This is a genomic window from Stenotrophomonas sp. ZAC14D1_NAIMI4_1, from assembly GCF_003086775.1.
Lineage (GTDB): Bacteria > Pseudomonadota > Gammaproteobacteria > Xanthomonadales > Xanthomonadaceae > Stenotrophomonas.
The window spans coordinates 359,781-385,979 of sequence record NZ_CP026001.1; the positions used below are offsets into that span (position 1 = coordinate 359,781).

The 26,199-nt window shown below is 69.4% G+C and carries 26 protein-coding genes; 10 read left to right on the forward strand and 16 right to left on the reverse strand.

Features of this window, described 5'->3' with window-relative positions:
* Window positions 1–31 precede the first annotated feature (31 nt).
* Window positions 32–718 (forward strand): hypothetical protein, encoded by a 687-nt coding sequence (locus C1927_RS01610; RefSeq protein WP_079224956.1) that lies wholly within the window; start codon window positions 32–34, stop codon window positions 716–718.
* Window positions 719–742: 24 nt separating this feature from the next.
* On the opposite strand, the gene C1927_RS01615 is transcribed toward C1927_RS01610, so the two are convergent.
* Entirely contained in the window at window positions 743–1,102 is a 360-nt protein-coding gene (locus C1927_RS01615) for a DUF1428 domain-containing protein (RefSeq protein WP_079224958.1), read from the reverse strand.
* A 286-nt stretch (window positions 1,103–1,388) separates the two neighbouring features.
* Here C1927_RS01615 and C1927_RS01620 point away from each other — a divergent pair, with 286 nt between their 5' ends.
* Both C1927_RS01620 and C1927_RS01625 read left to right on the forward strand, forming a co-directional pair.
* Window positions 1,389–1,961, forward strand: coding sequence for an Ax21 family protein (locus C1927_RS01620; RefSeq protein WP_079224960.1), 573 nt, complete (start codon window positions 1,389–1,391; stop codon window positions 1,959–1,961).
* A gap of 190 nt (window positions 1,962–2,151) precedes the next feature.
* Window positions 2,152–2,829: a response regulator transcription factor gene (locus tag C1927_RS01625; protein WP_079224962.1), complete on the forward strand. Its 678-nt coding sequence runs from the start codon at window positions 2,152–2,154 to the stop codon at window positions 2,827–2,829.
* 9 nt (window positions 2,830–2,838) lie between these two features.
* Here C1927_RS01625 and C1927_RS01630 read toward each other — a convergent pair whose 3' ends face one another.
* On the reverse strand, window positions 2,839–3,228 hold the full coding sequence (locus C1927_RS01630; RefSeq protein WP_079224964.1) for a DUF6165 family protein: 390 nt from the start codon (window positions 3,226–3,228) through the stop codon (window positions 2,839–2,841).
* 171 nt (window positions 3,229–3,399) lie between these two features.
* Here C1927_RS01630 and C1927_RS01635 point away from each other — a divergent pair, with 171 nt between their 5' ends.
* Window positions 3,400–4,098 carry a TorF family putative porin gene (locus C1927_RS01635; protein WP_079224966.1) on the forward strand — a complete coding sequence of 233 codons (699 nt, stop codon included), beginning with the start codon at window positions 3,400–3,402 and terminating at the stop codon, window positions 4,096–4,098.
* On the opposite strand, the gene C1927_RS01640 is transcribed toward C1927_RS01635, so the two are convergent.
* Window positions 4,095–5,243: an MFS transporter gene (locus C1927_RS01640; RefSeq protein ID WP_343125699.1), complete on the reverse strand. Its 1,149-nt coding sequence runs from the start codon at window positions 5,241–5,243 to the stop codon at window positions 4,095–4,097. The two genes, C1927_RS01635 and C1927_RS01640, sit on opposite strands and share 4 nt — an antisense overlap.
* Window positions 5,244–5,401: 158 nt before the next feature.
* On the opposite strand from C1927_RS01640, the gene C1927_RS01645 reads away from it, so the two are divergent.
* A complete protein-coding gene (locus C1927_RS01645) occupies window positions 5,402–6,289 on the forward strand; it encodes a LysR family transcriptional regulator (RefSeq protein ID WP_079224969.1) in 888 nt (295 codons plus the stop codon).
* On the opposite strand, the gene C1927_RS01650 is transcribed toward C1927_RS01645, so the two are convergent.
* Entirely contained in the window at window positions 6,258–6,725 is a 468-nt protein-coding gene (locus C1927_RS01650) for a DUF1456 family protein (protein ID WP_079224971.1), read from the reverse strand. The genes C1927_RS01645 and C1927_RS01650 overlap by 32 nt on opposite strands.
* 84 nt (window positions 6,726–6,809) lie before the next feature.
* On the opposite strand from C1927_RS01650, the gene C1927_RS01655 reads away from it, so the two are divergent.
* Both C1927_RS01655 and C1927_RS01660 read left to right on the forward strand, forming a co-directional pair.
* Window positions 6,810–7,298 (forward strand): hypothetical protein, encoded by a 489-nt coding sequence (locus C1927_RS01655; RefSeq protein ID WP_108745763.1) that lies wholly within the window; start codon window positions 6,810–6,812, stop codon window positions 7,296–7,298.
* Between the two features lie 91 nt (window positions 7,299–7,389).
* On the forward strand, window positions 7,390–8,142 hold the full coding sequence (locus tag C1927_RS01660) for an SDR family NAD(P)-dependent oxidoreductase (RefSeq protein WP_079224974.1): 753 nt from the start codon (window positions 7,390–7,392) through the stop codon (window positions 8,140–8,142).
* 145 nt (window positions 8,143–8,287) lie between these two features.
* On the opposite strand, the gene C1927_RS01665 is transcribed toward C1927_RS01660, so the two are convergent.
* The 4 genes from C1927_RS01665 to C1927_RS01680 form a co-directional block, all read right to left on the reverse strand.
* The gene (locus C1927_RS01665) at window positions 8,288–9,172 is read right to left on the reverse strand and encodes an SPOR domain-containing protein (protein ID WP_108745764.1); all 885 of its coding nucleotides are present in this window, start codon (window positions 9,170–9,172) and stop codon (window positions 8,288–8,290) included.
* 21 nt (window positions 9,173–9,193) lie between these two features.
* Window positions 9,194–10,882, reverse strand: a complete 1,689-nt coding sequence (argS, locus tag C1927_RS01670; protein WP_079224978.1) for an arginine--tRNA ligase — start codon at window positions 10,880–10,882, stop codon at window positions 9,194–9,196.
* A 127-nt stretch (window positions 10,883–11,009) separates the two neighbouring features.
* Window positions 11,010–11,714, reverse strand: coding sequence for a DNA repair protein RadC (gene radC, locus C1927_RS01675; RefSeq protein WP_108747747.1), 705 nt, complete (start codon window positions 11,712–11,714; stop codon window positions 11,010–11,012).
* Window positions 11,715–11,784: 70 nt separating this feature from the next.
* Complete coding sequence (locus C1927_RS01680; RefSeq protein ID WP_108745765.1) at window positions 11,785–12,411, reverse strand: response regulator transcription factor; 627 nt, start codon at window positions 12,409–12,411, stop codon at window positions 11,785–11,787.
* Window positions 12,412–12,638: 227 nt separating this feature from the next.
* On the opposite strand from C1927_RS01680, the gene coaBC reads away from it, so the two are divergent.
* Genes coaBC through C1927_RS21630 form a run of 3 tightly spaced genes read left to right on the forward strand, consistent with a single transcriptional unit; the run spans window position 12,639 to window position 16,762 of the window.
* Window positions 12,639–13,907, forward strand: a complete 1,269-nt coding sequence (gene coaBC / locus C1927_RS01685; RefSeq protein WP_108745766.1) for a bifunctional phosphopantothenoylcysteine decarboxylase/phosphopantothenate--cysteine ligase CoaBC — start codon at window positions 12,639–12,641, stop codon at window positions 13,905–13,907.
* The gene (gene dut / locus C1927_RS01690; protein WP_079224983.1) at window positions 13,904–14,392 is read left to right on the forward strand and encodes a dUTP diphosphatase; all 489 of its coding nucleotides are present in this window, start codon (window positions 13,904–13,906) and stop codon (window positions 14,390–14,392) included. Before coaBC ends, dut begins: the two co-directional genes overlap by 4 nt.
* Window positions 14,393–14,404: 12 nt before the next feature.
* Entirely contained in the window at window positions 14,405–16,762 is a 2,358-nt protein-coding gene (locus C1927_RS21630; RefSeq protein ID WP_108745767.1) for a phosphomannomutase/phosphoglucomutase, read from the forward strand.
* Window positions 16,763–16,799: 37 nt separating this feature from the next.
* Here C1927_RS21630 and C1927_RS01700 read toward each other — a convergent pair whose 3' ends face one another.
* From C1927_RS01700 to pyrE, 8 genes are all read right to left on the reverse strand, one after another.
* The gene (locus tag C1927_RS01700; protein WP_079224994.1) at window positions 16,800–17,513 is read right to left on the reverse strand and encodes a response regulator transcription factor; all 714 of its coding nucleotides are present in this window, start codon (window positions 17,511–17,513) and stop codon (window positions 16,800–16,802) included.
* Entirely contained in the window at window positions 17,494–20,154 is a 2,661-nt protein-coding gene (locus C1927_RS01705; RefSeq protein WP_079224995.1) for a sensor histidine kinase KdpD, read from the reverse strand. Before C1927_RS01705 ends, C1927_RS01700 begins: the two co-directional genes overlap by 20 nt.
* Before the next feature lie 51 nt (window positions 20,155–20,205).
* On the reverse strand, window positions 20,206–20,853 hold the full coding sequence (gene kdpC / locus C1927_RS01710; protein ID WP_108745768.1) for a potassium-transporting ATPase subunit KdpC: 648 nt from the start codon (window positions 20,851–20,853) through the stop codon (window positions 20,206–20,208).
* Window positions 20,850–22,907 (reverse strand): potassium-transporting ATPase subunit KdpB, encoded by a 2,058-nt coding sequence (gene kdpB, locus C1927_RS01715; RefSeq protein ID WP_108745769.1) that lies wholly within the window; start codon window positions 22,905–22,907, stop codon window positions 20,850–20,852. The genes kdpC and kdpB overlap by 4 nt, the downstream gene beginning before the upstream one ends.
* A 10-nt stretch (window positions 22,908–22,917) precedes the next feature.
* Window positions 22,918–24,627, reverse strand: coding sequence for a potassium-transporting ATPase subunit KdpA (kdpA, locus tag C1927_RS01720; protein ID WP_108745770.1), 1,710 nt, complete (start codon window positions 24,625–24,627; stop codon window positions 22,918–22,920).
* A gap of 12 nt (window positions 24,628–24,639) precedes the next feature.
* Complete coding sequence (locus C1927_RS01725; protein WP_079225483.1) at window positions 24,640–24,732, reverse strand: potassium-transporting ATPase subunit F; 93 nt, start codon at window positions 24,730–24,732, stop codon at window positions 24,640–24,642.
* A 127-nt stretch (window positions 24,733–24,859) separates the two neighbouring features.
* The gene (locus tag C1927_RS01730) at window positions 24,860–25,504 is read right to left on the reverse strand and encodes a hypothetical protein (protein WP_079225002.1); all 645 of its coding nucleotides are present in this window, start codon (window positions 25,502–25,504) and stop codon (window positions 24,860–24,862) included.
* A 16-nt stretch (window positions 25,505–25,520) separates the two neighbouring features.
* Window positions 25,521–26,180, reverse strand: a complete 660-nt coding sequence (pyrE, locus tag C1927_RS01735; RefSeq protein ID WP_079225004.1) for an orotate phosphoribosyltransferase — start codon at window positions 26,178–26,180, stop codon at window positions 25,521–25,523.
* Window positions 26,181–26,199 lie beyond the last annotated feature (19 nt).

Here is a 26,199-nt window from a genome sequence, read left to right on the forward strand (position 1 = left end):
GATGCGGGTTCTTCCCGCTGGAGCCCCGGGCATGCGCGGTATCGATTTCAGTTCCTGGCAGGGCGTACTGTCCACCCTGGCCGGCCTGGTCCTGATCACCCTGCTGGGCGTGGGCATCCGCCTGCTGGTGATGCAGACCCTGCAGCAGCGCCGCGAGCGCGAGAACCGGCAGATCAACGAACGCCTGCGCACGCTGATGGCGGCCTACAAGACCCTGGGCGGTTCCTTCACCGGCGAACTGGGCGTGGACCCCACCCATCGCCGTGACCTGCGCCAGCGCGAAGAAGCCGAAGGCATCGCCGAGCCTCGCTCGGACCGCGCCCGGCGCATCCGCGATGCGGTCGAAGCTGCCCTGTCCGACATCCTGCTGCTGGGCACCGACGAACAGGTGCGCCTGGCCGCGCGTGCCGCCGAGGAACTGGCACAGGGCCGGCCGGTGCACACCCACGAACTGGTGATATCGCTGCGTGACTTCGTGCGCGAGGCACTCGATCTGGCGCCCATCCCGGGCGATCTGCGCATCCCCCCGCAGGGGCCCACCCGGCCCGGTGGCAGTGGCGGTGGCAGCGGCAAGGGGCGCAACGACGGCGATGCCAAGGGCGGCCGCGGCGGTGGTGGTGGTGGCATGGGCGGCGGCATGGGTGGCATGGGCCTGGGTGCCGGCGCCGCGCTGGGCGCCGGCCATGCGGCCGGAAGTGATGACACGGACGCGCGCTGAGCACGCGCGCCCGGCCATCGGTGCTCAGGCGGTCAGTTCGTAGATCGGGATGAAGCCACCGTAGATCATCCGCGCACCATCGAAGGGCATCGGGTTCTTCGCCGGATCCAGCCGCGGGTCTTCCATCATCTTCTGCATGCCGGCATCGCGGGTGGCCTTGTCCGGCCACTCGATCCAGGAGAACACCACCGTTTCCTCCGGCGTGGCCTTCACCGCACCGAAGAAGTCGGTGGTCTTGCCGTGTGGCACATCATCGCCCCAGCACTCGACCACGCGCAGCGCGCCGTACTCGATGAACACCACGTCGCCGCTGCGCGCGTGGGCGAGGAATTTTTCCTTGTTGGCGGTGGGCACCGCCAGGACGAAACCATCGATGTAACTCATCGCTTGCCTCCGAGGTGGGCCGTGCCACATGCACGGCCTTCAATGACCCGACGAACCAGCGTGGGGGAAATCGACAACGGTGCTGGCAACACGCGGCAATCACGCCAGAGCTGCGTTCGCGACCGCGCGCGTATGCCTGAAAGTGCCTGAATCAAGGCAAAAAATTCAGCAATGCGAAGGTCGCTGTTTTCAGGGAGCGTTGTGGCGAATAACGGAGAATTTACATTCCCGATGCGATGGCGCCCTGGCGCTGCTGCACAACATAAGAAAGTAAAGGTGTACCCCCATGAAGAATTCGCTGATTGCCCTGGCGCTGGCCGCTGCCCTGCCGTTCACTGCCTCGGCCGCCGAGAACCTGTCCTACAACTACGCTGAAGCCGACTACGCCAAGACCGACGTCGACGGCATCAAGGCCGACGGTTGGGGCGTCAAGGGTTCCTATGGCTTCCTGCCGAACTTCCATGCCTTCGGTGAATACAGCCGCCAGGAAATCGACCACACCAACCTGAAGGTTGACCAGTGGAAGATCGGTGCCGGCTACAACGTTGAAATCGCCCCGTCGAGCGACTTCGTTGCCCGCGTCGCCTACCAGAAGTTCGACCCGAAGCACGGCCTGGACTTCAACGGCTACAGCGCTGAAGCCGGTATCCGCACCGCCTTCGGCCCGCACGCCGAAGTCTACGGCCTGGTGGGTTACGAAGATTATTCGAAGAAGCACGGTGTCAATCCGGAAGGCCAGTGGTACGGCCGCCTGGGTGGCCAGGTCAAGCTGAACCAGAATTGGGGCCTGAACGGCGAGCTGAAGATGAACCGCCACGGCGACAAGGAATACACCGTCGGCCCGCGCTTCAGCTGGTAACTGCACCGCAGCGCCCCCCGCGCGCTGGATGTGCACCGACAGGCCCGGCATTGCCGGGCCTGTCGCGTTCTGACGAACCGGAATGAAAGGTGACCGCTGCACCGCTCGTCTGTTGCATTGCAAGAAATTGGATTCCGCTGCGGGCGGCGCGCACCTACGGTGGGGGTCCTGTGCAACAGGACCCGAAGCAATGCCACCTGCGCTACCTCCCCTGCTTTCCGATCAGCCGCGTCGCCTGGCGCTGCTGGATCCGCATCCTGTGCTGCGGCTGGGGGTGGAAGTATTGTTGAGCCAGCACAGCGGCGTGCAGGTCTGCGCCAGTCATGCCGACCCGGCACTGCTGCTGGCACGACTGCAGCGTGACCCGCAGTCAGTGGACCTGCTGGTGGTGGATGCGTTCGCGCTGGGCGATCGTGGCAATGGCCTGGCCCTGCTGCGCGAGCTGGCCCAGCGCTACCCCCAACTGCCCGTGCTGGTGCTGTCGGCCCACTGCAATGCCAGCACGGTGGCCACCGCAATGAAGGCCGGTGCGCGTGGCTTCATCTCCAAGGCCACCTCGCCGGACGTGCTGCTGCGCGCGTTGGATACGCTCTCGTGGGGCGGCCGCTTCGTGCCGCCGGAGCTGCGCACGCAGCTCAACCGAACGCGCACGCGGCGCGTTCCTGCGCCAGCGCTCACGCCCCTCAGCCGGCGCGAACGCGAAGTGCTGCGGCTGGTGTTGCAGGGCTGCAGCACCGGCGAAGTGGCACGGCGCTTCCAGCGCTCGGCCAGCACCATCAGCACGCAGAAGAAGACGGCCTACCAGAAGCTGGGCATCCACAGCGATGGCGAGCTGTTCCGCATCCGCCACCTGCTGGACTCCTGTTGAAGCGCGGGCTTACTCGCCCTGGTACTGCTTCTCTTCCACCAGCGCCGAGCCGGCGACGCGGTTGATCTCGTTCTTCACCACGATGCGCTCGCCATTGGTGCCGTAGACGCCGCGGGCCAGCTGGATGAACGCATCATCGAACACCTGCGCTGCTTCCTTGTCGCGCAGCTGGTCCTGGATGTCCCACATGCGTTCGTTGATGGCCTTGAGCTGGGTGCGCAGCGCGCCCAACGCCGGCTGCGCCTGCAGCTGCTGCTGCAGCAACGGCAGCAGGCCGTCCAGTTCGGTGCGCACGTTGGCCAGCTTGGCGGCATCGTCGATGCGCTCGGCCTTGATCTCGAGAATGGTGATCTTGTCGATCAGCTCGCCGATCGATACCGGGGTCAGGATGGCGTCCACGCGGTTGGTTCCTGGAAACAGGCGGCCATGATACCCCGCCTGTTGCCGGCGCCCGGTCGCTTTACGGTGAATTTGCGCGTTGGGCGTGGCTGCGCCATCGATCCGTTACGGCGCTGCCGCCGACACTGCCGTCCCGGCGGCGCGACCGCCTTCGACGAGGAACACCACGCAGTGGACAGCAAGGGGATGAGCGCGGCCGTGGCCGCACTGGTGGCCGGCCTGCTCGGCATCGGCAGCGCGCAGGCGCAGGTGCAGGCCAGCGGCAACATGGCCGTGACCAGCGATTACGTGTGGCGCGGCAGCTCGCAGACCGGCGGCGACCCGGCGGTGCAGGCCGGGGCGAAGCTCGCTATGCCTACAGGCCTGTATGCCAGCGTGTGGGGATCGAACGTATCGTTCACCCCGGACATCGGTGCGCGCAGTGAATTCGACCTGGTGGCCGGCTGGTCCGGCGCGGTGGCGCAGGACTGGACCCTGGATGCCAACCTCACCCGCTACCTCTACCCGGGCACCGGCCGTGCACTGGACTGGACCGAACTGGGCGCCACGCTCAGCTGGAAGCAGCGGGCGTGGTTGCAGCTGGCCCATTCCAGCGATGCGCTGGCCGGTGGCCATCGCGGCACCTATGCACAGCTGGGGGCACGCCTGCCGTTGAACGAACGCTTCCGCCTGGAAGCGGCCGTCGGCCACTACTGGCTGGCCGACGCACAGGGCCCGGACTACCTGCATGGCCAGCTCAGTGCCATCGCCACCCTGGCACCGGCGTGGGAACTGCGGGCCACCGTGCATGACACCGACAATGCCGCGCGCCGGCTGTTCCCCGGCAATGCCGGCGGGCGCTGGGAGCTGGCCCTGCAGGGCAGCTTCTAGCGGGCGATGGCCGCCTGGCGCGCACGCCACGCGCCGGGCAGCCACAGCAGCAGGGCCAGCACGGCCACCGCGGCACCGGCCTCGCATACACCGGCCCAGCCGAAGTGCTGGTAGACCTGCGCCGACAGCAGCGAACCCAGCGAGCCACCGATGAAATAGCCGGTCATGTAGCCGGCGTTGAGGCGGTTGCGTGCCTCCGGCTGCAGCGCATAGATCAGGTTCTGGTTGCTGACGTGCAGCAGCTGCGCGGCCAGGTCCAGCACCACCACGCCCACCAGCAGCGCCAGCAGCGAGTGCGCCGACAGGCCCAGCGGCAGCCACGACAGCAGCAGCATCAGCAGCGCGATGGCGGTGGCGCGGCCGGTCTGGCCGCGGTCGGACATGCGCCCGGCCAGCCCCGCTGCCAGCGTGCCGGCGGCACCGACCAGGCCGAACAGGCCGATGGTGGCGTCGCTGTATTCGTAGGGCGGCTGTGCCAGCAGGAAGGCCAGCGGCGTCCAGAAGATGGCGAACATGGCGAAGCTGCAGGCACCGAGCAGGGTGCGCTGGCGCAGTACCGGTTCCTGCACGAACAGGGTGCCGATCGAACGCAGCAGGGCGAAGTAGCCCAGGCCGGCGCTGTGGTGGAAGCGCGGCAGCCCGCGCTGCAGGGCCAGTGCGGTCAGCACCAGCACGGCGGCGGCGATGGCATAGACCAGGCGCCAGTCGCCCAGGCTGGACAGCAGGCCAGCCACGGTACGCGCCAGCAGGATGCCCAGCAGCAGCCCGCTCATCAGCGTGCCGACCACCCTGCCGCGATGTTCCGGTGCGGCCAGCGTGGCGGCGAACGGCACCAGCACCTGCGCCACCACCGAGAACAGGCCGGTGATGGCCGTGCCCACCAGCAGCCAGGCCAGCGACGGCGCACAGGCACTGATGACCAGCCCGGTGGCCGAGAGCAGGCTCATCACCACGATCAGCCGCCGCCGCTCGAACAGGTCGCCCAGCGGCACCAGCAGGATCAGGCCGGCGGCGTAACTCAGCTGGGCGGCCGTCACCACCATCCCGATCTGGCCGAACGGCACGCCGAAGGCATCGGCAATGGTGTGCAGCAGCGGCTGCGCGTAGTAGTTGCTGGCGACCGCCACGCCGGTGGCCACCGACATCAGCAGCACCTGCCAGCGGTGCAGGGGAGGGAGGGACGGGCTCACGGGGCATTCCAGAACGTGGGGAGCACAGTGTCCTCCTGCTGCATTGATGATGGAAATGAATCATCATCATCCTTGGCATCTGGAAACCAGATGATGATGCGGGGCGGCACGCCGTGAACCTCAAGCAGCTTGAATTCGCCGTGGCCCTGGCCGAGGAGGGCAACTTCACCCGTGCCGCCGCGCGCTGCCACGTGGTGCAGTCGGCGCTGAGCCACCAGATCGCGCATCTGGAAGCAGAACTGGGGACGCCGCTGTTCGAGCGCCTGCCGCGCCAGGTGCGGGTCACCCCGGCTGGCGAGGCGCTGCTGGTGCATGCACGGCAGGTACAGGCCAGCCTGCGCCACCTGCGCGCCGATGTCGCCGCGGTGACCGGCACGGTACGCGGCACGCTGGCGATCGGGCAGATTTCCTCGCTCACCGACATCGACGTGGTGGCCATCCTTGCCACCTTCCGCGAGGCCTATCCGCAGGTGGAATTCCAGCTGCGCGTGGACAAGAGCGAAACCCTGATCGCGCAGGTGCAGGCGCGTGAACTGGATGTCGCCCTGGTCGGGCTGGCACCGTCGGCCAGCCTGGAGGGCGTCTGCCACCAGATGCTGCAGGAGGAGGATCTGGTGGCGGTGGTGGCGCCGACGCACCGGCTGGCCGGGCAGGCGCGGCTGCCGTTGGCCCGGCTGCAGGACGAGGCGCTGGTGGATTTCGCGCGCGGGACCGGCGCGCGCCGGCAGACCGACGATGCATTCGCCGCGGCCGGCCTGCCGCACCCGGTGCGTTTCGAGGTCAACCAGATGGAGCTGATCGAGCGCTTCGTCCGCCATGGGCTGGCGGTGGGCATCGTGCCGGTGCTGATCGCGCAGGGGTTTGAAGGGGTGGTGCGGATACCGCTGCAGCCCACCCCGACCCGGCGCGTGCACCTGGCCTGGCAACGCCTGCCCACGCCGGCGGCGCGGGCCTTCGTCGATGCCGTGCTCAGCCGCGCACGCGCAGGCTCAGGCCCTTGAGGAAGTTGCGCAGCATCTGGTCCAGGCAGCGCCGGTAGTTGGTGTGGCCGGGCTGGCGGAACAGCGCGCCGAGCTCGGATTTGGACACCTTGAAGCCGACGCTGGCGAAGATCTCCATCAGGTCCACGTCGCGCAGCTGGAAGGCCACGCGCAGCTTCTTCAGCACCAGGTTGTTGTCGATGCGGGTTTCCACCGCGCGCAGCGGTTGGCTCTCGTCGCGGCCCCGCAGGTGCACGATCAGGCCATCCAGGAAGTGCGCCAGCGCGCCATCGTTCATCGCTTCGAAGCCGGCCTCGTCGTCGCGCCGCAGCCAAGCCTTGACCTGCTCGGTATCGACCACGAAGGCGGGGTCGGCCATCTGGCACAGGGTCACCACGTGGTGGTCGCCCAGGTCCAGCGCGTAGCGCACGCTGCGCAGTACATCGTTGTTGATCATGGCCCATTGTACCGGCCTGGCGCGTGTCACCGGACTGTCATCCCGTCGTAGCAAAGTGTGCGCACTTCCGCTGAGACTTCGCCGATGCGCCGGTTCCTCCTGTCCGCCCTGCTGGTCGCCAGCAGCTTCGCCGCCACCGCCCAGGACCGCTTCGTGCCGGTCGAACAGCGCCTCACCGCGGCCCAGCTGGCCGAAGTGGGGCTGAGCCCGGCACAGCTGCAGGCGCTGAACCGGGTGATGCGCGAGGCGGAAACCGCAGCGCCGGCCCCCGCAGCCCTGGCCGCCCGACCGGCGGCGCCCCTGCCGGCAAACGTTCCGGCCCCGGCCGCCATGCACCTGGGCCTGGAAGAAGGCCCGGTCACGGCGCGGGTGGTGGGCGATGTCGCCGGCTGGGAACCCGGCACCGTCTTCACCCTCGACAATGGCCAGCAGTGGCAGGTGATGAAGGGCCAGATGAAGCTGCGCAGGACCCTGCAGGCACCGCAGATCGAAGTGATCCCGGGCATCGCCGGGCGCTGGTTCCTGCAGGTGGACGAAGACCTGCCCAAGGCACGCGTGTTCCGCCTGCGCTGACCCCAGCCTGACCATCGCGGCCTGATCGGGCAACGCAGGCATCGGTCGACGGTGCCAGAATGGGGGTCTGGTTCCTCACGGAGTTGTCTGCATGACCCGCACCGTCCTGATTACCGGCGCCACCTCCGGCTTCGGCGCCGCCGCCGTCCATCGCTTCGCCCAGGCTGGGTGGAAGGTGATCGCCACCGGCCGCCGTGGCGAACGCCTGCAGCCGCTGGTCGACCGCTATGGCAAGGACGTGGTGCACGCTGCCGTGTTCGATGTGCGTGACCCGGTGGCGATGGAAGCCGCCCTGCTGGCGCTGCCGCCGGCCTTCGGCGATATCGACCTGCTGGTGAACAACGCCGGTCTGGCCCAGGGCACGGCGCCGGCGCAGAACGCCAAGCTGTCGGACTGGACCACCATGATCGACACCAACATCACCGCCCTGGTGACCCTGACCCACCGCCTGCTGCCGCTGCTGGTCGAGCGCAAGGGCGCGATCATCAACATTTCCTCGGTGGCCGGCGTGTACCCGTACCCGGGCGGCAACGCCTACGGCGGCACCAAAGCCTTCGTCAGCCAGTTCTCGCTCGGGCTGCGCTCGGACCTGCACGGCACCGGCGTGCGCGTGACCACGATCGAGCCGGGCATGGCCGAGACCGAATTCACCGTGGTCCGCACCCATGGCGACCAGGCCGCCTCGGACAAGCTCTATACCGGCGCCAACCCGATGACCGCCGAGGACATCGCCGAGCAGATCTTCTGGGTGGCCACGCTGCCGCCGCACCTGAACATCAATCGCCTCGAACTGATGCCGGTCAGCCAGTCGTTTGCCGGCTTCCAGGTCGCCCGCGAAGGCTGACCGGCGTCGTATCGCCTTTGTAGAGTCGAGCCATGCTCGACTGCTCTCGCTCGGCTGCATTCAGCGGCAGTCGAGCATGGCTCGACTCTACAAAAGCAAAAAAGCCGGGCAATGCCCGGCTTTTTTCATTCACATCCGCAACAACTTACTGCGCCTTGATCGCCATCGCCTGCAGCCCGGTGCCATCGAGCTTCTGCTTGGCTTCGGACAGCTCGCCGGCACTGCCGTAGGGCCCCATGCGCACACGGTACACGGTCTTGCCGTTGATCTGCGCCGATTCCACCCGTGCCGCCAGGCCCATCATCGCCAGCTTGGCCTTGGTCGCTTCGGCATCGCCGGACGCCCCGAAGGCGCCGGCCTGCAGGATGTAGCGCGCGTTGTCGGCGGCAGCGGCCGGTGCGGCAGCGGCGGCCTGCGCGGCCTCTGCACGCGCGGCCGGCGTGGTCGCAGCGGTGCTGGTGCTGGCCGGTGCCGCCGCCGATGCCGACGGCGTGGCCGGGCGTTCGCTCAGCGGTGCCGGCAGCGGGCGTGCGGCAGGGGTGGCCGGGGTGGCGGTGGCCACGCTGGGGGTCGCCGCCGGAGCTGCGGCCGCAGCCGCCGGAACCGGCTTGCCTTCCAGTGCGGCCTGCGCGCGCTGCGCCTCGGCCTTGGCCCGGCGCAGTTCCTCGGCGCGCGTGCTGGCGGCCAGTTCGGCGTCGGACATTTCCACTTCCTTGCCCGGCAGCAGGGTGTAGAAGTCGTACTGGGTGGCAGCCGGCTTGGCCGGTTCGGCCGGCTTCGGCGTGGCCGGTGCGGCCGCCGGCTCGCTGCCGACATCGCTGTCGGCATCGGCAACCGGGGCCGGCTGCGCGTTCGGGTTCGGCTGCGGGCCGGCACGCAGGAAGCCATCGCCTTCACCCTTGAACAGGTTCGGCGCCGCCAGGAACACCACTGCGGCAATGGCCACACCAGCGACCAGCCACACCCATCCGGGTGTGCCCTGGCTGCTGCTGTTGCGTCGTGCCTGGCTTTTGCCGCGTCGTGCTGCCATGTGTACTGCGTCTCCTGAGACTTACATTTTTTCCGGGGCGCTGACGCCCAGGAGGTCGAGGCCATTGGCCAGTACCTGGCGCGCGGCGCAGGCCAGGGTCAGCTTGGCATTGCGGTCGGTGGCGTCGTCCACCAGCACCGGCGTCCCGTGATACCACGTGTGGAAGGCATGCGCCAATTCACGCAGGTACTGCGCGACCAGGTGCGGTTCCAGCGCCACGCCGGCTGCTTCCACCACTTCCGGGTACCGCGAGATCTCGTTCATCAGCAGCAGCGAGGCGTCATCGGCCAGGCGGCCGAGGTTGCCCAGGCCGTTGCCCTGGTCGTACACCAGGCCCTTCTCCTGCGCCTGGCGCAGCAGGCTGCAGACGCGGGCATGCGCGTACTGCACGTAGAACACCGGGTTGTCGTTGCTCTGCTGGCGGGCCAGGTCGATGTCGAAGGTCAGCTGCGAATCGGGCTTGCGCGCGATCAGGAACCAGCGGGTCGCATCGCGGCCGGCTTCCTCGATCAGGTCGCGCAGGGTGAAGTAGCTGCCGGCACGCTTGGACAGCTTCACTTCCTCGCCGCCACGCATGACGGTGACCATCTGGTGCAGCACGTATTCCGGCCAGCCCTGCGGGATGCCCACTTCCATCGCCTGCAGGCCGGCACGCACGCGCGCCAGCGAACCGTGGTGGTCGGCGCCCAGCTCGGTGATCGCGCGCTCGTAGCCGCGCTGCCACTTGGACAGGTGGTAGGCCACGTCCGGCACGAAGTAGGTGAAGGTGCCGTCGGACTTGCGCATCACGCGGTCCTTGTCGTCACCGAAGTCGGTGCTGCGCAGCCACAGCGCGCCGCCTTCCTCGTAGGTGTGGCCCGAGGCCTGCAGCTTGGCCACCGCTTCGGCGACCTTGCCGTCGGCGTACAGCGAGCTTTCCAGGAAGTAGATGTCGAAGTCGACGCCGAACGCAGCCAGGTCCAGGTTCTGCTCGTTGCGCAGGTAGGCCACGGCGAAGCGGCGGATCGCGGTCATGTCGTCCGGATCCTTGGCGCCGACCACCATGGTGCCTTCCAGGTCCACGCTGGCGCCGGCCAGGTAGGCACGGGCGACGTCGGCGATGTACTCACCGCGGTAGCCGCCTTCCGGCCAGCCGTCCTGGTCCGGTGCGATGCCCTTGATGCGGGCCTGCACGGACAGCGCCAGATTCTCGATCTGCACGCCGGCATCGTTGTAGTAGAACTCGCGCTTGGCGTTCCAGCCGTTGGCATCGAGCACGCGGGCCACGCAGTCGCCGATCGCCGCCGCGCGGCCGTGGCCGACATGCAGCGGACCGGTCGGGTTGGCCGATACGTACTCCACGCCCACCGTGCGGCCATTGCCGGACAGGTTGCGGCCGTAGTCGTGGGCTTCCTTGATGACCGAGGCGGCTTCGCGCTGGTACGCGGCCGGGGCCAGGTGGAAGTTGATGAAGCCGGGGCCGGCGATCTCGACCTTGCTGACGTCCTCGCTGCGCGGCAGCGCTTCAACCAGCGCCTGGGCCAGTGCGCGCGGGTTGCTGCGCGCGGCCTTGGCCAGCAGCATGGCGGCATTGGTGGCGAAGTCGCCGTGGTCGCGGGTCTTCGGGCGCTCGACCACGAAGTCCGGCGGCAGGGAGTCGGCGGGCAGGGTGCCATTGGCGCGCAAGGCTTCGATGCCTTGGCTGATCAGGGCGCGGAGGAGATTTTTCACGAGGCCTGCTGTGAGAATGAGCGGCGGAATCGCCCATTTTAGCGCAGATACCGGCACCTACGCTGACCGCGGCCTGCCCATGTGAACGCCCGCGACCTCTGGCAGCCGGGCGTCGCGGGCGATGGACTCAGCCGAACAGGCGCGGTTGCACCTGCGGAAGCAGGCCCCGTTCAGCAAATGAAACCGGACGCCCCTCGCCGATCACGAAGTGGTCCAGCAGGCGGATATCGACCAGGGCCAGGGCCTGCTGCAGCTCCTCGGTGATGCGCGCATCGGCACCGGACGGTTCCGGGTCGCCGGACGGATGGTTGTGGCTGAGGATGACCGCCGCAGCGTTGTGCAGCAGGGCCCGCCGCACCACCTCGCGGGGGTAGACCGGGGCGGTGTTGATGGTGCCGGCGAACAGTTCCTCGCAGGCGATCAGGCGGTGCCGGTTGTCCAGGAACAGCACCAGGAACAGTTCACGCGCCTGCCCGCGCAGCCGGTGCTGCAGGTAGCGGCCGACCGCCAGTGGGTTGTCGCCCACGCTCTCGCCGTGGGCCAGTTCGGCGGCCAGGTAGCGGTGGGCCAGCTCCAGGCCGGCTGCCAGCGTGCAGCTGCGCGCCGGCCCCAGCCCGGGCAGGCGGGCCAGCTTGGCGGCGGGGCGGTCCAGCAGCACCCGCAGCGGGCCGTGGCTGCCGAGCAGGTCGCGCGCGGTCTGCACCGCATCGCGGCCACCGAAGCCGGAGCCGAGGAACAGGGCCAGCAGTTCGGCATCGGACAGGGCAGTGGGGCCGCGCGTCAGCAGCTTCTCGCGCGGGCGTTCGTCGATGGGCCAGTCATGGATGGGCATGGCCACATGGTCGCTGCCGCCGCCCGCGCCGGCCATCGGCGTTTGCCGCCCGCAGCGGTCAGTCGATGCCTCAGGCGCGCTGGGCCTGCAGGTAGTCGTACAGCTCCTGGTTGTTGTCCAGGCCCAGCTTGCGCATGGCCTCGGCCTTCTGGCGGCTGATGGTCTTGGCACTGCGGCCAGTGTGTTCGGCCACGGCGTTCACGCTCAGCCCGTCGCCCAGCAGGTCCAGCACCTCCTGTTCGCGTGCCGACGGCGCGCAGGGCACCCGCTGCAGCAGCAGGTCGCGGGATTCCAGCAGGCGGCGCAGCTGCCTGGAAACGAACGTGCGCCCGGCGATGGCGGCGCGCAGCGCCCGTGGCAGTTCGGCGAAATCGGCGCTCTTGTCGATCAGCCCCTGCACGCCGTCGCGCAGCAGGCCATCGAGCAGGCCGGGATGGCGCGCGCTGGTCAGCACCACCACGGGCAACGCCGGGTAGCGGTGCCGCAGCGTGCCCAGCAGTTCGGGGCCATCGGGCCCGGTGCCGGGCATCACCAGGTCGGTCAGGACTGCATGGCAGGGTCGGCGGGCCACCAGATCCAGCAATGCCGCTCCGTCGGAGGCGGCACCGGTCACGCACATGTTGTGGCGTTCGAGCACGATGCGGATGCCATGCAGTACGACCGGATGGTCGTCGGCGATGATGATGCGCGGTGGCACGGTGGGCTCCTCGGATAGCAGATGGCGCACCCGAGGGGGCCAGCATTGATTCTGCGGAAGCCGCGCCCGTTACAGGTATAGGAATGTTCTGAAACCTCAGCGCGACAATTCGGAAAATGAAGTAGTCGCAGCACCATCTGCTGATAGCTGCGCGCTATGTGCGCTGTGTACCGGGACGTTACCGGCCATCGGGTAAGCTAGCGCCCTCGTTTGCACAGGATTTCCAGGTGGCTGATTCCCCGAACGCCCTCCCCGCGCCGGCCCGCGCGCTGGAAGGCCAGAAACTGCTGTTGTGCGTCGGCGGCGGGATCGCGGCCTACAAGGCACTGGAACTGGTCCGCCGCCTGCGTGACGCCGGGGCCCTGGTCCAGGTGGCGATGACCGCCGGTGCCCAGCAGTTCGTCACCCCCCTCAGCTTCCAGGCCCTGTCCGGCCAGCCCACCCGTACCACCCTGTGGGACAGTGCCGCCGAACAGGCCATGGGCCATATCGAACTGGCGCGCTGGGCCGACCGCATCGTGGTCGCGCCGGGCACCGCCGATCTGCTGGCACGCCTGGCCCAGGGCCACGCCGATGACCTGGTCAGCACCCTGTGCCTGGCCAGCACCGCGCCGCTCACCGTGTGCCCGGCCATGAACCACCGCATGTGGCTGCACCCGGCCACCCAGGCCAACATCGCCCTGCTGCGCCAGCGTGGCGCGCAGGTCATCGGCCCGGTCGACGGGCCGCTGGCCGAGGGCGAATCCGGTCCCGGCCGGCTGGCCGAGCCGGGCGACATCGTCGCCGCGCTGGCCAGCCTGGGCGGCACCGCCCCGGCCGCCCGGCCCGCCGCGCCGGAAACCCGCGCGCTGCAGGGCCTGCGCCTGCTGATCAGCGCCGGCCCGACCTATGAAGACATCGACCCGGTGCGCTACGTGGGCAACCGCAGCAGCGGCAAGATGGGCTTCGCCCTGGCCGGTGCCGCCGCCGCCCTCGGCGCCCAGGTGGTGCTGGTCAGCGGCCCGGTGCAGCTGCCGACCCCGCCAGGCGTGCAGCGGGTGGACGTGCGCTCGGCCGCGCAGATGCGCGAGGCCGTGCTGGATGCGCTGCCGGCGGACATCTATATCGGCGCGGCCGCGGTGTCCGACTACACCCCGCGCCAGGTGGCCGCGCAGAAGCTGAAGAAGACCGCCGACAGCCAGTCGCTGGTGATCGAGCTGGTGCGCACGCCGGACATCCTGGCCGAGGTTGCCGCACAGACCCAGTCGCTGAAGCTGGTGGTCGGCTTCGCCGCCGAAACCCACGACGTGGAGAAGTACGCGCGGGGCAAGCTGGTCGACAAGCGCCTGGACCTGGTGATCGCCAACCAGGTGGGCATCAGCGGCGGCGGTTTTGAAAGCGACAACAATGCCGCCACTGCCTTCTGGCAGGACGGCGAACAGGTATTCCCGGCCACCTCCAAGCGCGAGCTGGCCGAACAACTGCTGGCGCTGATCGCGCGGAGACTCCAGGCATGACCCAGGCAACATCCACCCCGGTGGCCCCTCTGCAGGCATTGCAGGTGAAGCTGCTCGACCCGCGCTTCGGCGACAGCTGGCCGCTGCCGGCCTATGCCACCGAAGCCAGCGCCGGCATGGACCTGCGCGCGGCGCTGGAAACCGCGCTGACCCTGCAGCCGGGCGACACCGCGCTGGTGCCCAGCGGCCTGGCCATCCACATCGGCGACCCGAACCTGTGCGCCGTGATCCTGCCGCGCTCGGGCCTGGGCCATCGCCACGGTATCGTGCTGGGCAACGGCACCGGCCTGATCGATGCCGATTACCAGGGCCCGCTGCTGATCAGCGTCTGGAATCGCGGCCGCGAAGCCTTCACCATCGAGCCGGGCGACCGCATCGCCCAGCTGGTTGTCGTACCGATTGCCCGCGTCAGCCTGCAGGTGGTGGATACTTTCACCGACAGCGTGCGGGGAACGGGTGGATTCGGCCATACCGGGGTGCGTTGACGGGGGAAACTGATGAGCGGCAGCGGGGAAGGACGGCAGAAGCAGTCATTGGGGCGCAATGCGCCGTTGCTCGGTGCAGCGCTGTTGTTGCTGGCCGGCTGGTTCGGCTGGAGCGCGGTGCAGCAGTGGCGTCAGCAGGCCAGCGGGGACACGCTGGCGCAGGTACGCGACGAGGCGGTGCAGGGCGTGCAGCAGGCCGCATCCGGCCAGTTGCTGCAGCTGCAGCAGCATCTCAAGGGTGACCGCGTACAGCAGTCGCTGCAGGCCGGCGACGCCGCCGGTGCCGCGCAGGCCCTGCGTGAAAGCTGGTCCGGGGTGGAGCAGGTGGACGTCCTGACGGCCGGACTGGCCGATGCCTACGCCGATGCCGCGACCTTCGGTTATGCCCGCCTGGCGCTGCTGGAGTCGGTCCTGGCCGACGGCAAGCCGGGGCTGCGCGTGGTCCGTGATGGCGGTGGCAACCGCCTCGGCCTGGCGGCACCGGTGCAGCTGGGCTCGCTGGGCCCGGCCGTGGTCTATGTACGCCAGCCGCTGCTGCGCCTGACCAGCCCGCTGGACCAGCTGCGCACGCCATCCAGTGGGTTCCTGTCGCTGCGCCAGGGCGCGCATGACATCGTTGCCCAGGGCAACACCAGTCTGTCCGACAGCGCCGAGGCGATGGCGCGGCCGATCAAGGGCACCCCGCTGCGGCTGACCGCCAGCGCGCCCAACATCGACCCGGGCCCGCTGGGCCTGGGCGCCCTGCCCAGTGCCATCGTGGCGCTGTTGCTGGCCTTCATCGCCGTGCTGCTGGCGGTGGGCCGGGGCCGCCTGCCGAAGTCGCTGCCGTTGCCGGCGCGTCGTGCTGCTGCGGCCGAGGCCGATCACGGCCCGACCCTGCGCGAAAGCCTGCAGATGGCTGCACCGGCAGTGCCTGCCGCCGATGCGGACGATGCCGGAGCCGGCACCCCGCCGGCCGTGCCGCCGCCGCCACCGGTGGATCTGCCGGCCGGCATCTTCCGCGCCTACGACATCCGCGGCGTGGTGGGCACCGAGTTGAACGCGCGCAACGCCGCGCTGATCGGCCAGGCCATCGGTACCGTCGCCCTCGAACAGGGGCTGCGCGAGGTGGTGGTCGGTCGCGATGGGCGCCTGTCCGGCCCGGAACTGTCGGCCAGCCTGGCCGAGGGCCTGCGCCGCGCCGGCTGTTCGGTCATCGACATCGGCCTGGCGCCGACGCCGCTGGTCTATTTCGCTGCCTTCCACCTGCGCACGGGCACCTGCGTGGCGGTGACCGGCAGCCACAACCCGCCCGAGTACAACGGGTTCAAGGTGGTCATCGGCGGCGAAACGCTGTCCGGCGACGCCATCACCGACCTCTACCAGCGCATCAGCGAAGGCCGCCTGGCACAGGCCGCTGCGCCGGGCGACTACCAGCAGCGCGAGGTCGCGGCCGACTACATCCAGCGCATTGCCGACGACGTGCAGCTGGACCGCCCGTTGAAGGTGGTGGCCGACGCCGGCAACGGCGTGGCCGGCGCGTTCGCCCCGCAGCTGCTGGAAGCGATCGGCGCCGAGGTCATCCCGCTGTACTGCGATGTCGACGGCACCTTCCCCAACCACCACCCCGACCCCAGCGAACCGGCCAACCTGGAAGACCTGGTGCAGACGGTCAAGCGCTTCGGTGCCGACCTCGGCGTGGCCTTCGATGGTGATGGCGACCGCCTGGGCGTGGTCACCGGCGAAGGAAAGATCATCTACGCCGACCGCCTGCTGATGCTGTTCGCCGCCGACGTGCTGATGCGCAACCCCGGCGCGATGGTGATCTACGACGTGAAGTGCACCGGCAAGCTGTCCGACCACGTGCTGCGCAACGGTGGCAGCCCGCTGATGTGGAAGACCGGGCATTCGCTGATGAAGGCGAAGATGCGCGAGACCGATGCCGAGCTGGCTGGCGAGATGAGCGGCCACTTCTTCTTCAAGGAGCGCTGGTTCGGTTTCGACGATGGCCTGTACGCCGCCGCCCGCCTGCTGGAAATCCTCGCCCAGCGCGAAGAGACCCCGCACGAGGTGCTGGAGGAACTGCCGGACATGGTGTCCACGCCGGAACTGAAGGTGCCGGTGGCGTCGGGGACGCCGCATGCACTGGTGGCAATGCTGGTGGCCGCGGCGCAGTCGGAGGACAACCCGTACGCCGGTGGCCGCCTGTCGACCATCGATGGCCTGCGCGTGGACTACCCCGACGGCTGGGGCCTGGTACGGGCCTCCAACACCACCCCGGTGCTGGTGCTGCGCTTCGAAGGCAACGACACCGCCGCGCTGGAACGCATCCAGGCGCTGTTCCGCAGCCAGCTGCAGGGCCTGCTGGGCGACACCCCGCTGGGCTTCTGACCGATATTGGTGGGTGCCGACCGTTGGTCGGCACGGCTCACCCCTTGAACCTCAACCCCACCCCCGGCTCGGTGAACAGGTAGCGCGAATCCAGCGCCGAATCACCCAGCTTGTGCCGCAGCTTGCCGACCAGGATGCGCAGGTAATGGGTGTCCTGCTGGTGGGTCGGCCCCCAGATCTCCTGCAGGATCTGCGGCTGGGTCACCACCCGCCCGGCATTGCGCAGCAGCAGTGACAGCAGCGCGTATTCCTTGCGGGTCAGCGCCACCGGCTCGCCGTCGATCGCCACCTCGCGGCGCACCAGGTCCACGTGCAGGTGGCCATCGTCGAACACCGGCGGGGTGCCATCGCTGGGCACGCTGCGGGTGCGCAGCAGCGCCCGCACCCGCGCCATCAGTTCCTGCGTGCCGAACGGCTTGGTCACGTAGTCATTGGCGCCGGTATCCAGCGCCCGCACTTTCTCGTGCTCGCCAGCGCGCACGGTCAGCATGATCACCGGCACCTGGCTCCACTGCCGCAGCTGCGCCAGCACCTCGTGGCCTTCCATGTCCGGCAGGCCGATATCCAGGATCACCAGATCCATGTCCTCGCTGGCGGCCATGTCCAGGCCTTCCTGGCCCGTGGCGGCCTGGCGCACCTGGTAGCCCTGCGCGCGCAGGCTGATGTCCAGGAACCGGCGGATCTGGGTTTCATCGTCGATCACCAGCACGCGCGCGGCTGGCACGCTGGCATCAATCGGGGTCGGGCTCATCGTGGGCGGCTGGCTTGAGCAGGGGCAGGGTGATGCGGATCAGGGTACCGCGACCGTCGCGTCCCGGCAGCGCCTGCACGCTGCCGCCATGGGCGCCGATCATGCCCTGGCAGATGGTCAGGCCCAGGCCGGTACCGTGGCGGCCGCGGTCGCCGCGCTCGACGCTGTAGAACATGTCGAAGATGCGCGCGCGCTCGTCATCGGGAATGCCGGGGCCGGCATCGATCACGTCGATGCGCAGCTGGCCATCCAGCTCGCGCGCCAGCACCTGCACCGGCGCATCGGGCGGCGAGAACTTGGCCGCGTTCTCCATCACGTTGAACACCGCCTGTTCCACCAGCGCCGGGTGCACCCAGATCGGCGCCAGCGTGGCCGGGATATCCAGTTCCAGCCGCACCTTGGGCTGGTAGCGCTGCAGGCGGCGCGCGGCCGAACCGATCAGCTCGTCCACGCCGATCCAGTCGCGCTGGATGGTCAGCCCTTCGTGGCCCAGCCGGGTCATGTCCAGCAGGTTCTGGATGTAGCGGTCCAGCCGCTCGCCTTCCACCAGGATGGTGTCCAGCAGCGCACGCCGGTCAGCCGCGTCCATCGCCGTGCCATAGCTGGCCAGGCTGTCGGCCGAACCGATCATCGCCGCCAGCGGGGAGCGCAGGTCGTGCGACACCGAAGAGAGCAGGGCCGAACGCAGCCGCTCGGTCTCGTTGCTCACGTGGGCCTGTTCCAGCTCGGCCACCAGCTGCGTGCGCAGCGCGGCCTGGGCGATGTCGTCGACCATGGCCTCGGCCAGTTGGCGCTGCTCGGGCAGCAGGCGGGCCTGCGCACCGGGCAGGTACAGCCCGGCTACGCCGACGGCGCGGTCTTCGCCATCCAGCAGCGGCAGGAACCACCACTGCGCGCCGGCCAGGGTATCGGTGAAGCGGCCGCTGGGCTGGCGATGGCGCAGGGCCCAGTCGGCGGCGGCCAGGTCGGTGTCGCCGGGCTGGGCGCCGCCGCCGGTGGCGGTGTCAGCGCCGATCCGCAGCCAGGCCGGCACGTCCATGGCCTGTTCCAGTGCCTGCCGGCCGGCCTGCGCCACCTCGCCGTTGCCGGCCGCGCTGGCCAGCTGCCGGCCCAGCTGCTGGCGTGCGCGCGCATGCCGGTTGGCCGCACGCAGGGCGATCACCTGCATGCGCAGGCGCGAGGCGAGGCGCCCGGCCACCAGCGCGGCTGCCAGGAACAGGAAGACAGTGATCACGCCCTGCCGCGCGCCGATGGCGAAGGTGAAGCGCGGCGCGATGAACAGGAAGTTGTAGGCGAGGAAACACAGGATGGCTGCCATCACCGCCACGCTGGCGCGGGTGCGTGCGGCCACCAGCACCACCGCCACGATGAACACCATCGACAGGTCGGCCATCCCCACCCAGCGTTCGCCCAGCCACGCCACGCCGCAGGCCAGCGCCGTGGCCAGCAGTGCCTGCAGCGGCTCGTGGCTGATGCCGCGCATCGGTGGCAGCAGGCCTTCGCGTCGCGCGCGCGCACGCGCCTGCGGCGTGCTGATGATCGTGATCTCGTAGTGCGCGCCGCGCTGGATCAGCTGCTGGGTCAGGGTGCGGTTGAACATCCGTGCCAGCGGCCGCTCGCGGGTCCGCCCCAGCACCAGCGTCGACACGCCGTTGTGCGCGGCATGGTCCAGCAGGGCATCGGCGATGCTCGAGCCATGCAGCAGTTCGGCTTCGCCGCCCAGCCGCCGGGCCAGCGCGAAGGCCGCATCGATCTCGCGCCGGGTCGCCTCGTCCTGGCGCCGGCCCTGCACGGTCACCACCGTCCACGGCGCATCGCGGCGCTCGGCGATGCGCCGCGCCACGCGCACCAGGTATTCGCTCTGGCCGCCGCCATCAATGGCCACCAGCACGCCGCGGCGCAGCGGCAGGTTGCCTTCGCCGCGTGCGGCGCGGGTTTCGCGCAGGCTGCTGTCGACCCGGTCGGCGGCCTCCTGCATCGCCAGTTCGCGCAGCGCGGTCAGGTTGGCCGGCGAGAAGAACGCCTGCAGCGCCTGCGCAGCCTGTTCGGGCACGTACACCTTGCCCTGCTGCAGGCGCGCGATCAGTTCGCGCGGCGGCAGGTCCACCAGAACGATGTCATGCAGGCGGTCGAGCACGCCGTCGGGCACGGTCTCGCTCACCCGCACGCCGGTGATGCGCATCACCACATCGTTGAGGCTTTCCAGGTGCTGGATGTTGACCGTGGTCCAGACGTCGATGCCGGCGTCCAGCAGTTCCATCACGTCCTGCCAGCGCCGTTCATGGCGGCTGCCCGGCGCGTTGCGATGGGCCAGCTCGTCCACCAGCACCAGCGCCGGATGGCGCTCCAGCACCGCATCGAGGTCCATTTCCTGCAGGGCATGGCCGTGGTAGGCCACGCCCTTCAATGGCAGCTGCGGCAGGCCTTCCAGCAGGGCCTGGGTATCGACGCGGCCGTGGGTTTCCACCACCGCCACCACCAGGTCCACGCCCCGGCGCAGCTGTTCCTGCGCGCGGGTCAGCATGGTGTAGGTCTTGCCCACGCCCGGCGCCGCGCCGAGGAACACCGTCAGCTTGCCGCCGGCTTCGCGCTGCAGGCCTTCCACCAGGGCATCGGCCTGGCGGGTACGTGCATCATTCATCGCAGCTGCTGTCATGGCCGCCATTGTGCGCGCCGCCGGTGCAGGCTGGCATCACGGCGCCCGTGCAGCGTGGTCCAGGGCGAAGTTCAGGGTCACCACGTTCACCCGCGGCTGCCCGAACACGCCCCACTGGCGGCCTTCGGTATGCGCCTGCACCAGCGCCTGCACGCGCTCCACCGGCAGGCCGCGCGCACGCGCCACGCGCGCCACCTGCACCTGCGCGGCAGCGGGCGACAGCTGCGGGTCCAGGCCGGCGCCGGACTGGGTGACCAGGTCAGCCGGCACCTGCGCCGGACTCACGCCCTCGCGCGCTGCCACCGCAGCGGTGCTGGCCGCCACGCGCTCGGCCAGCGCCGGGTTGCTGCGGGCCAGGTTGGAACCGGCCGCGGCCATCGGGTCGTAGTTGGCCGCCGATGGGCGCGCCTGGAAGTAGCCATCGCCGGTGAACGGCTGCGCCAGCCACGCCGAACCACGCACCTGGCCACTGCCATCGCGCAGCAGGCTGCCTTCGGCCTGGGTCGGGTAGCTCAGGCCGGCGAACCCGGTGGCGATGCCGGCGTAGACCGCACCGGCCAGCAGCAGGGTGGCCAGGCCCAGGCCGATCGCCGGGCGCCAGGTGGCATCGTCCTGCAGGCGCGCCACGCGGGCCTCGGCCGCGTGTTCGCGGGGCAGGGAGGAAGAGGAGACAGAACGGTTCATGCGCCGGATACCAGGACAAGAAGGAGGTCGATGGCCTTGATCGCCGCGAACGGCAGCAGCACGCCACCCAGGCCGTACACCAGCATGTTCCGGCGCAGCAGCGCGGTTGCGGTGGCGGGGCGGAAGCGCACGCCACGCAGGGCGAGCGGGATCAGGGCAGGAATCACCAGGGCGTTGAAGATCAGCGCTGCCAGTACCGCGTTGCGCGGGCTCGACAGCTGCATCACGTTCAAGGCGGCCATGGTCGGGACCGCTGCGGCAAACAGCGCCGGCAGGATCGCGAAGTACTTGGACACGTCGTTGGCCAGCGAGAAGGTGGTCAATGCGCCGCGGGTGATCAGCTGCTGCTTGCCCACTTCCACCACCGCCAGCAGCTTGGCCGGGTCCGAATCGAGGTCGACCATGTTGCCGGCTTCCTTCGCCGCCTGCGTGCCGGAGTTCATCGCCAGGCCGATGTCGGCCTGGGCCAGGGCCGGCGCGTCGTTGGTGCCGTCGCCGACCATCGCCACCAGGCGGCCACCGGCCTGCTCCTGGCGGATGCGTGCCAGCTTGTCTTCGGGGCGTGCCTCGGCGATGTAGTCATCCACGCCGGCCTCGGCCGCAATGGCCGCGGCGGTCAGCGGGTTGTCGCCGGTGATCATCACCGTGCGGATGCCCATCGCCCGCAGCTGCGCGAACTTCTCGCGCATGCCGTGCTTGACCACGTCCGACAGCTCGATCACGCCCAGCACGTGGCGGCCCTCGGCCACCACCAGCGGAGTGGCACCGTTGCGCGCCACCTGCTCGACGCGCCCGGCCAGCTCGGCCGGCACTGTGCCGCCCAGCGCCTGCACGTGGTTGCGGATCGCATCCAGCGCGCCCTTGCGGATCTGGCGTCCATGTTCCAGGTCAACGCCGGACATGCGGGTCTGCGCGCTGAAGGCCAGGTAGTCGGCCTGCTCCGGTTCGGCGGTGGCGCAGCCCTGCTCGCGCGCCAGGCGCACGATCGACTTGCCTTCCGGCGTCGGGTCGGCCAGCGAAGAGAGCAGTGCCGCTTCACGCAGCTGGCTGGCGTCGATGCCGGCCAGCGGGTGGAAGTGGCTGGCCTGTCGGTCGCCGTAGGTGATGGTGCCGGTCTTGTCCAGCAGCAGCACGTCCACGTCGCCGGCCACTTCCACCGCCTTGCCCGACTTGGCCAGCACGTTGGCGGCCAGCGCACGGTTCATGCCGGCAATACCAATCGCCGGCAGCAGGCCACCGATGGTGGTCGGGATCAGGCACACCAGCAGCGCGATCAGCAGCAGCGGATCGACCTGCACGCCCACGGCCGCACCGATGGCCGGCAGGGTCGCCACCACCACCAGGAAGGTCAGCGTCATCGCTGCCAGCAGCAGGGTCAGCGCGACCTCGTTGGGGGTCTTCTGCCGGTTGGCGCCTTCCACCAGCGCGATCATCCGGTCCAGGAAGCTGTGGCCCGGCTCGGCGGTCACCCGCACGATGATCTGGTCGGACAGCACCTTGGTGCCGCCGATCACGCCGGAGCGGTCGGTGCCGGCCTCGCGCAGCACCGGCGCCGATTCACCGGTCACCGCCGCTTCGTTGATGGTGGCCAGGCCCTGCACGATCTCGCCATCGGCCGGCACCAGCTCACCGGCACTGACGATCACATGGTCGCCCGGGCGCAGCTCGGCGGCCGGCACCTGCGCTTCGGCGGCTCCCGGCTGCGGGGCGGCCAGGCGGCGCGCCACCAGATCCTGGCGGGCCCGGCGCAAAGATGCGGCCTGGCCGCGGCCACGTGCCTCGGCCACGGCTTCGGCGAAATTGCCGAACAGCACGGTCACCAGCAGGATCGCGGTCACTGCCAGGCCGAAGCCCAGCGGCGCGTTGCCGGTCAGGGTGACGATGGCGGCGACGATCGTGCCGGCCATCACCACTGCCATCACCGGGCTGCGCACCAGGTGCATCGGAGCGAGCTTGCGCACCGCTTCGACCAGCGCACGGCGCAGGCCGGCGCCATCGAGCAGGGCAGGGCGCGGTGCAAGGGAACTGCGGGAAGAACTTGCGTGGGTACTCATCAGGGTGTCCTTAGTGCAGTCCCAGGCTCAGGTGGTCGGCGATCGGGCCGAGTACCAGCGCCGGCATGAACTGCAGCACGGTCAGGATGACGATCACCGAGACCAGGGTCAGGGCGAAGGTCGGGGTTTCGATCTGCAGGCTGCCGGCAGACTCCGGTGCCTGGCGCTTGGCCGCCAGCTGTGCAGCCACCACCAGCGGGATGATCAGCAGCGGGAAGCGGCCCAGCAGCAGCACCAGCGAACAGCTCAGGTTCCACCACGGCGTGGCGTCGCCCAGGCCCTCGAAGCCCGAGCCGTTGTTGGCATAGGCCGAGACGTACTCGTAGAAGACCTGGCTGATGCCGTGGAAGCCGGGGTTGGACGTGCCGGAAAGGCCGGGCACGGCCAGGGTGATCGCGGTGAACACCAGCAGGGTGATCGGCTGCAGCAGCACCAGCAGGGCCAGCAGGCGCACCTGCGGTGTTTCCAGCTTGCGGCCGAACAGCTCAGGCGTGCGCCCGGTCATCAACCCGGCCAGGAACACGCCCAGCAGCAGGTACACGATGAACTGCTGCAGGCCGCAGCCGATACCGCCCCAGATCGCGCTGACCAGCATGTTGACCATCGCGATGCCACCGCTCAGCGGTGCCAGCGAATCGTGCATGCCGTTCACCGAGCCGTTGGAGACCTGGGTGGTCACGGCCGCCCACAGCGCGGTGCCGTCGGCGCCGAAGCGCACCTCCTTGCCTTCCATCAGCAGCGGCGTAGCCGCGCTGGCGCTGTGGCCCTCGCTCCACATCATCGCGCCGGTGGACAGCAGCGACATGCCGAGCATGCAGCTGAACACCAGGGCGCCGAAGCGGCGTCGGCCGGTGAACGCACCGATCATGAAGATCACCGCCATCGGGATCAGCAGGATGCCCACCACCTCCAGCAGGTTCGACACCGGGGTCGGGTTCTCCAGCGGGAAGCTGCTGTTCGGGCCGTACCAGCCGCCGCCGTTGGCGCCCAGCTGCTTGGCCGCGACCATCGCCGCCACCGGGCCCAGCGGCAGTTTCTGCTGCGCCATGCCGGCGCTGGCGTCGATCGGCGTGGCCTGCGGGCCGCCGGCCATCGTCGAGGGCACGCCCTGGCTGGTCAGCAACAGGGTCCAGACCAGGCACAGCGGCAACAGGAAGCGCACGCACAGGCGCACCACGTCCACGTAGTAGTTGCCCACCGGCACCTGCCGGTCACCGCCGGCCGCAGGCGCCGCCACGGTCTGCGGCGCCCGCGCGAACAGCGCCCGCAGCGTGGCCACCGCCAGCGCCAGGCCCATCATCGGCGTCACCACCTGCAGGCCGGTGATGCCGGTCATCTGCGAGAGGTAGGACAGCTGGGCCTGGCCCGAGTAGTGCTGCTGGTTGGTGTTGGTCAGGAACGAGATCATCGTGTGCAGCGCGGTGTCCCAGCGCATGTTCGGGATCTGGTCCGGGTTCAATGGCAGCCAGGCCTGGGTCATGAACACCGCCTGGGTCAGCACGGCCACCACCACGTTGCTCAGCACGAAGGCCAGCACGTAGCCGCGCCAGGACATCGAGCGCGTGGCATCCACGCCGAACAGCCGGTACAGCGGTTTTTCGATCCAGTGGAACAGCACGTCCACCTTCATCGGCGCGCCACGCATCACGCGCGCCAGGTACAGGCCCAGCGGCCAGGCCAGCAGCAGGCTGGCAGCAAGAATCACAAGCATCTCAGTCATGGCAGGCTCCGCTCAGAACGACTCGGGCCGCAGCACGACATAAAGGAGATAGGCGGCGGCAACCAGCACCAGCACGCCACAGAACAACGACAGCCAGGGGGACATGGGAAATGCGTCCTGGTGGAACCCCTCCACCTCAGGCCGCCATCGTCGTCCTGCCCCCCATAAACGCACTACGCGCCGGACGGGGCCGGCGCGTAAAGAGTGCATAAATTCCGATGTCGCCCGGGCCTCAACCGCCCGGGGCCATGCCCTTCAGTTCGCGGTAGCGCTGCAGGCTGGCGTCGATCTCGGCCTTCAGCGTCACCTGCTGCTGTTCGAAGCTGGCCTGCAGGCGCTGCTGTGCCTGCAGCTGGGCATGGCGCTGGCGGATCGCCTCGGCCTGCGTGTCGCCCACCTTGCCGCCGGCCAGCTCGCGATCGCCCGCCGCCCCCAGCAGGGTCACCAGCGAATCCCGCAGGCTGGTGACGTTGTAGCGGGCGGTGCTCAGGTTGTTGTCGAGCACCTCCTGGCGCTCGTTGAACACCTTGCGCAGTGCATCCTCGCTGCCGTAGGTCGACAACATGGCCTGCTCGGTACGCTGCTTGGTCTGCGCTGCCATCTGGTCCAGCTGCGCCTGCGCCGCCACGGTGGCGGCAGCGGCACGTTCGGCGTCGGTCAACGCGCGCTGTACCTGCGCGTTGCGCACGCCGCTGTTGGCATTGAACTCCTCACGGGCGTTGTTGACCGCGTCGGCCGGCAGCGAATCGCTGCAGATCCGCTCCTTGCCCTCGTTCCAGCAGTACAGCTTCTTTCCCGGCGCGCCGGACTGGGCCAGCAGGCTGGCCGGCAGCGCCAGCAGCAGGCCGGTGGCAACGATGGCAGGAACTCGGAACATGCGACCTTCCCCTGGGTCAGCGTGCGGAACGGACGCCGTACTGGGCCCGATAGGCTTCCAGCGGCTGCCGGTAGCCCACAAGTTCCGGGTTTCCGGAGGCGAAATCAAGCAGGTCGGCCAGGGTCGCCACGGCGATCACCGGGATGCCGGCTTCTTCGGCCACGGCCTGTGCGGCCGAGCGCGGGTCGGCTTCCGAGGCGATTTCCTGGCGGTCCAGCGCCACCACGATGCCGGCCGGGATGCCGCCCGCAGCGCGGATGATGGCCAGGGCTTCGCGGATGGCGGTGCCAGCGGTGATCACGTCGTCGACGATCAGCACGCGCTTGCCGGTCAGGTCGGCGCCGATCAGCTGGCCGCCTTCACCGTGGTCCTTCACTTCCTTGCGGTTGAACGACAGCGGCAGGTCGCGGCCACGCTGGGCCAGCTCGCAGGCCATCGCGGTGGCCAGCGGGATGCCCTTGTAGGCCGGGCCGAACACCACGTCGTACTTGATTCCGCTGGCGTCGATGGCATCCGAATAGCAGGCGCCCAGCTGGGACAGCAGCGAGCCGGAGTCGAAACGACCGGCATTGAAGAAATAGGGGCTCAGCCGGCCGGACTTGAGGGTGAACTGGCCGAAGCGCAGGGCGTCGGCGGTCAGGGCCAGCTGCAAAAAACGGTGGCGGTGGTCGCTCATCAAACTCGATTCGTCTTCA

Coding starts and splice junctions, on each gene's coding strand:
- C1927_RS01610 (WP_079224956.1), top strand. CDS start 32: ATGCGCGGTATCGATTTCAGTTCCTGGCAGGGCGTACTGTCCACCCTG.
- C1927_RS01615 (WP_079224958.1), bottom strand. CDS start 1,102: ATGAGTTACATCGATGGTTTCGTCCTGGCGGTGCCCACCGCCAACAAG.
- C1927_RS01620 (WP_079224960.1), top strand. CDS start 1,389: ATGAAGAATTCGCTGATTGCCCTGGCGCTGGCCGCTGCCCTGCCGTTC.
- C1927_RS01625 (WP_079224962.1), top strand. CDS start 2,152: ATGCCACCTGCGCTACCTCCCCTGCTTTCCGATCAGCCGCGTCGCCTG.
- C1927_RS01640 (WP_343125699.1), bottom strand. CDS start 5,243: ATGTCGGTGGCCACCGGCGTGGCGGTCGCCAGCAACTACTACGCGCAG.
- C1927_RS01650 (WP_079224971.1), bottom strand. CDS start 6,725: ATGATCAACAACGATGTACTGCGCAGCGTGCGCTACGCGCTGGACCTG.
- C1927_RS01655 (WP_108745763.1), top strand. CDS start 6,810: ATGCGCCGGTTCCTCCTGTCCGCCCTGCTGGTCGCCAGCAGCTTCGCC.
- C1927_RS01660 (WP_079224974.1), top strand. CDS start 7,390: ATGACCCGCACCGTCCTGATTACCGGCGCCACCTCCGGCTTCGGCGCC.
- C1927_RS01665 (WP_108745764.1), bottom strand. CDS start 9,172: ATGGCAGCACGACGCGGCAAAAGCCAGGCACGACGCAACAGCAGCAGC.
- radC (WP_108747747.1), bottom strand. CDS start 11,714: ATGCCCATCCATGACTGGCCCATCGACGAACGCCCGCGCGAGAAGCTG.
- dut (WP_079224983.1), top strand. CDS start 13,904: ATGACCCAGGCAACATCCACCCCGGTGGCCCCTCTGCAGGCATTGCAG.
- C1927_RS21630 (WP_108745767.1), top strand. CDS start 14,405: ATGAGCGGCAGCGGGGAAGGACGGCAGAAGCAGTCATTGGGGCGCAAT.
- C1927_RS01700 (WP_079224994.1), bottom strand. CDS start 17,513: ATGAGCCCGACCCCGATTGATGCCAGCGTGCCAGCCGCGCGCGTGCTG.
- C1927_RS01705 (WP_079224995.1), bottom strand. CDS start 20,154: ATGAATGATGCACGTACCCGCCAGGCCGATGCCCTGGTGGAAGGCCTG.
- kdpC (WP_108745768.1), bottom strand. CDS start 20,853: ATGAACCGTTCTGTCTCCTCTTCCTCCCTGCCCCGCGAACACGCGGCC.
- kdpB (WP_108745769.1), bottom strand. CDS start 22,907: ATGAGTACCCACGCAAGTTCTTCCCGCAGTTCCCTTGCACCGCGCCCT.
- kdpA (WP_108745770.1), bottom strand. CDS start 24,627: ATGACTGAGATGCTTGTGATTCTTGCTGCCAGCCTGCTGCTGGCCTGG.
- C1927_RS01725 (WP_079225483.1), bottom strand. CDS start 24,732: ATGTCCCCCTGGCTGTCGTTGTTCTGTGGCGTGCTGGTGCTGGTTGCC.
- C1927_RS01730 (WP_079225002.1), bottom strand. CDS start 25,504: ATGTTCCGAGTTCCTGCCATCGTTGCCACCGGCCTGCTGCTGGCGCTG.
- pyrE (WP_079225004.1), bottom strand. CDS start 26,180: ATGAGCGACCACCGCCACCGTTTTTTGCAGCTGGCCCTGACCGCCGAC.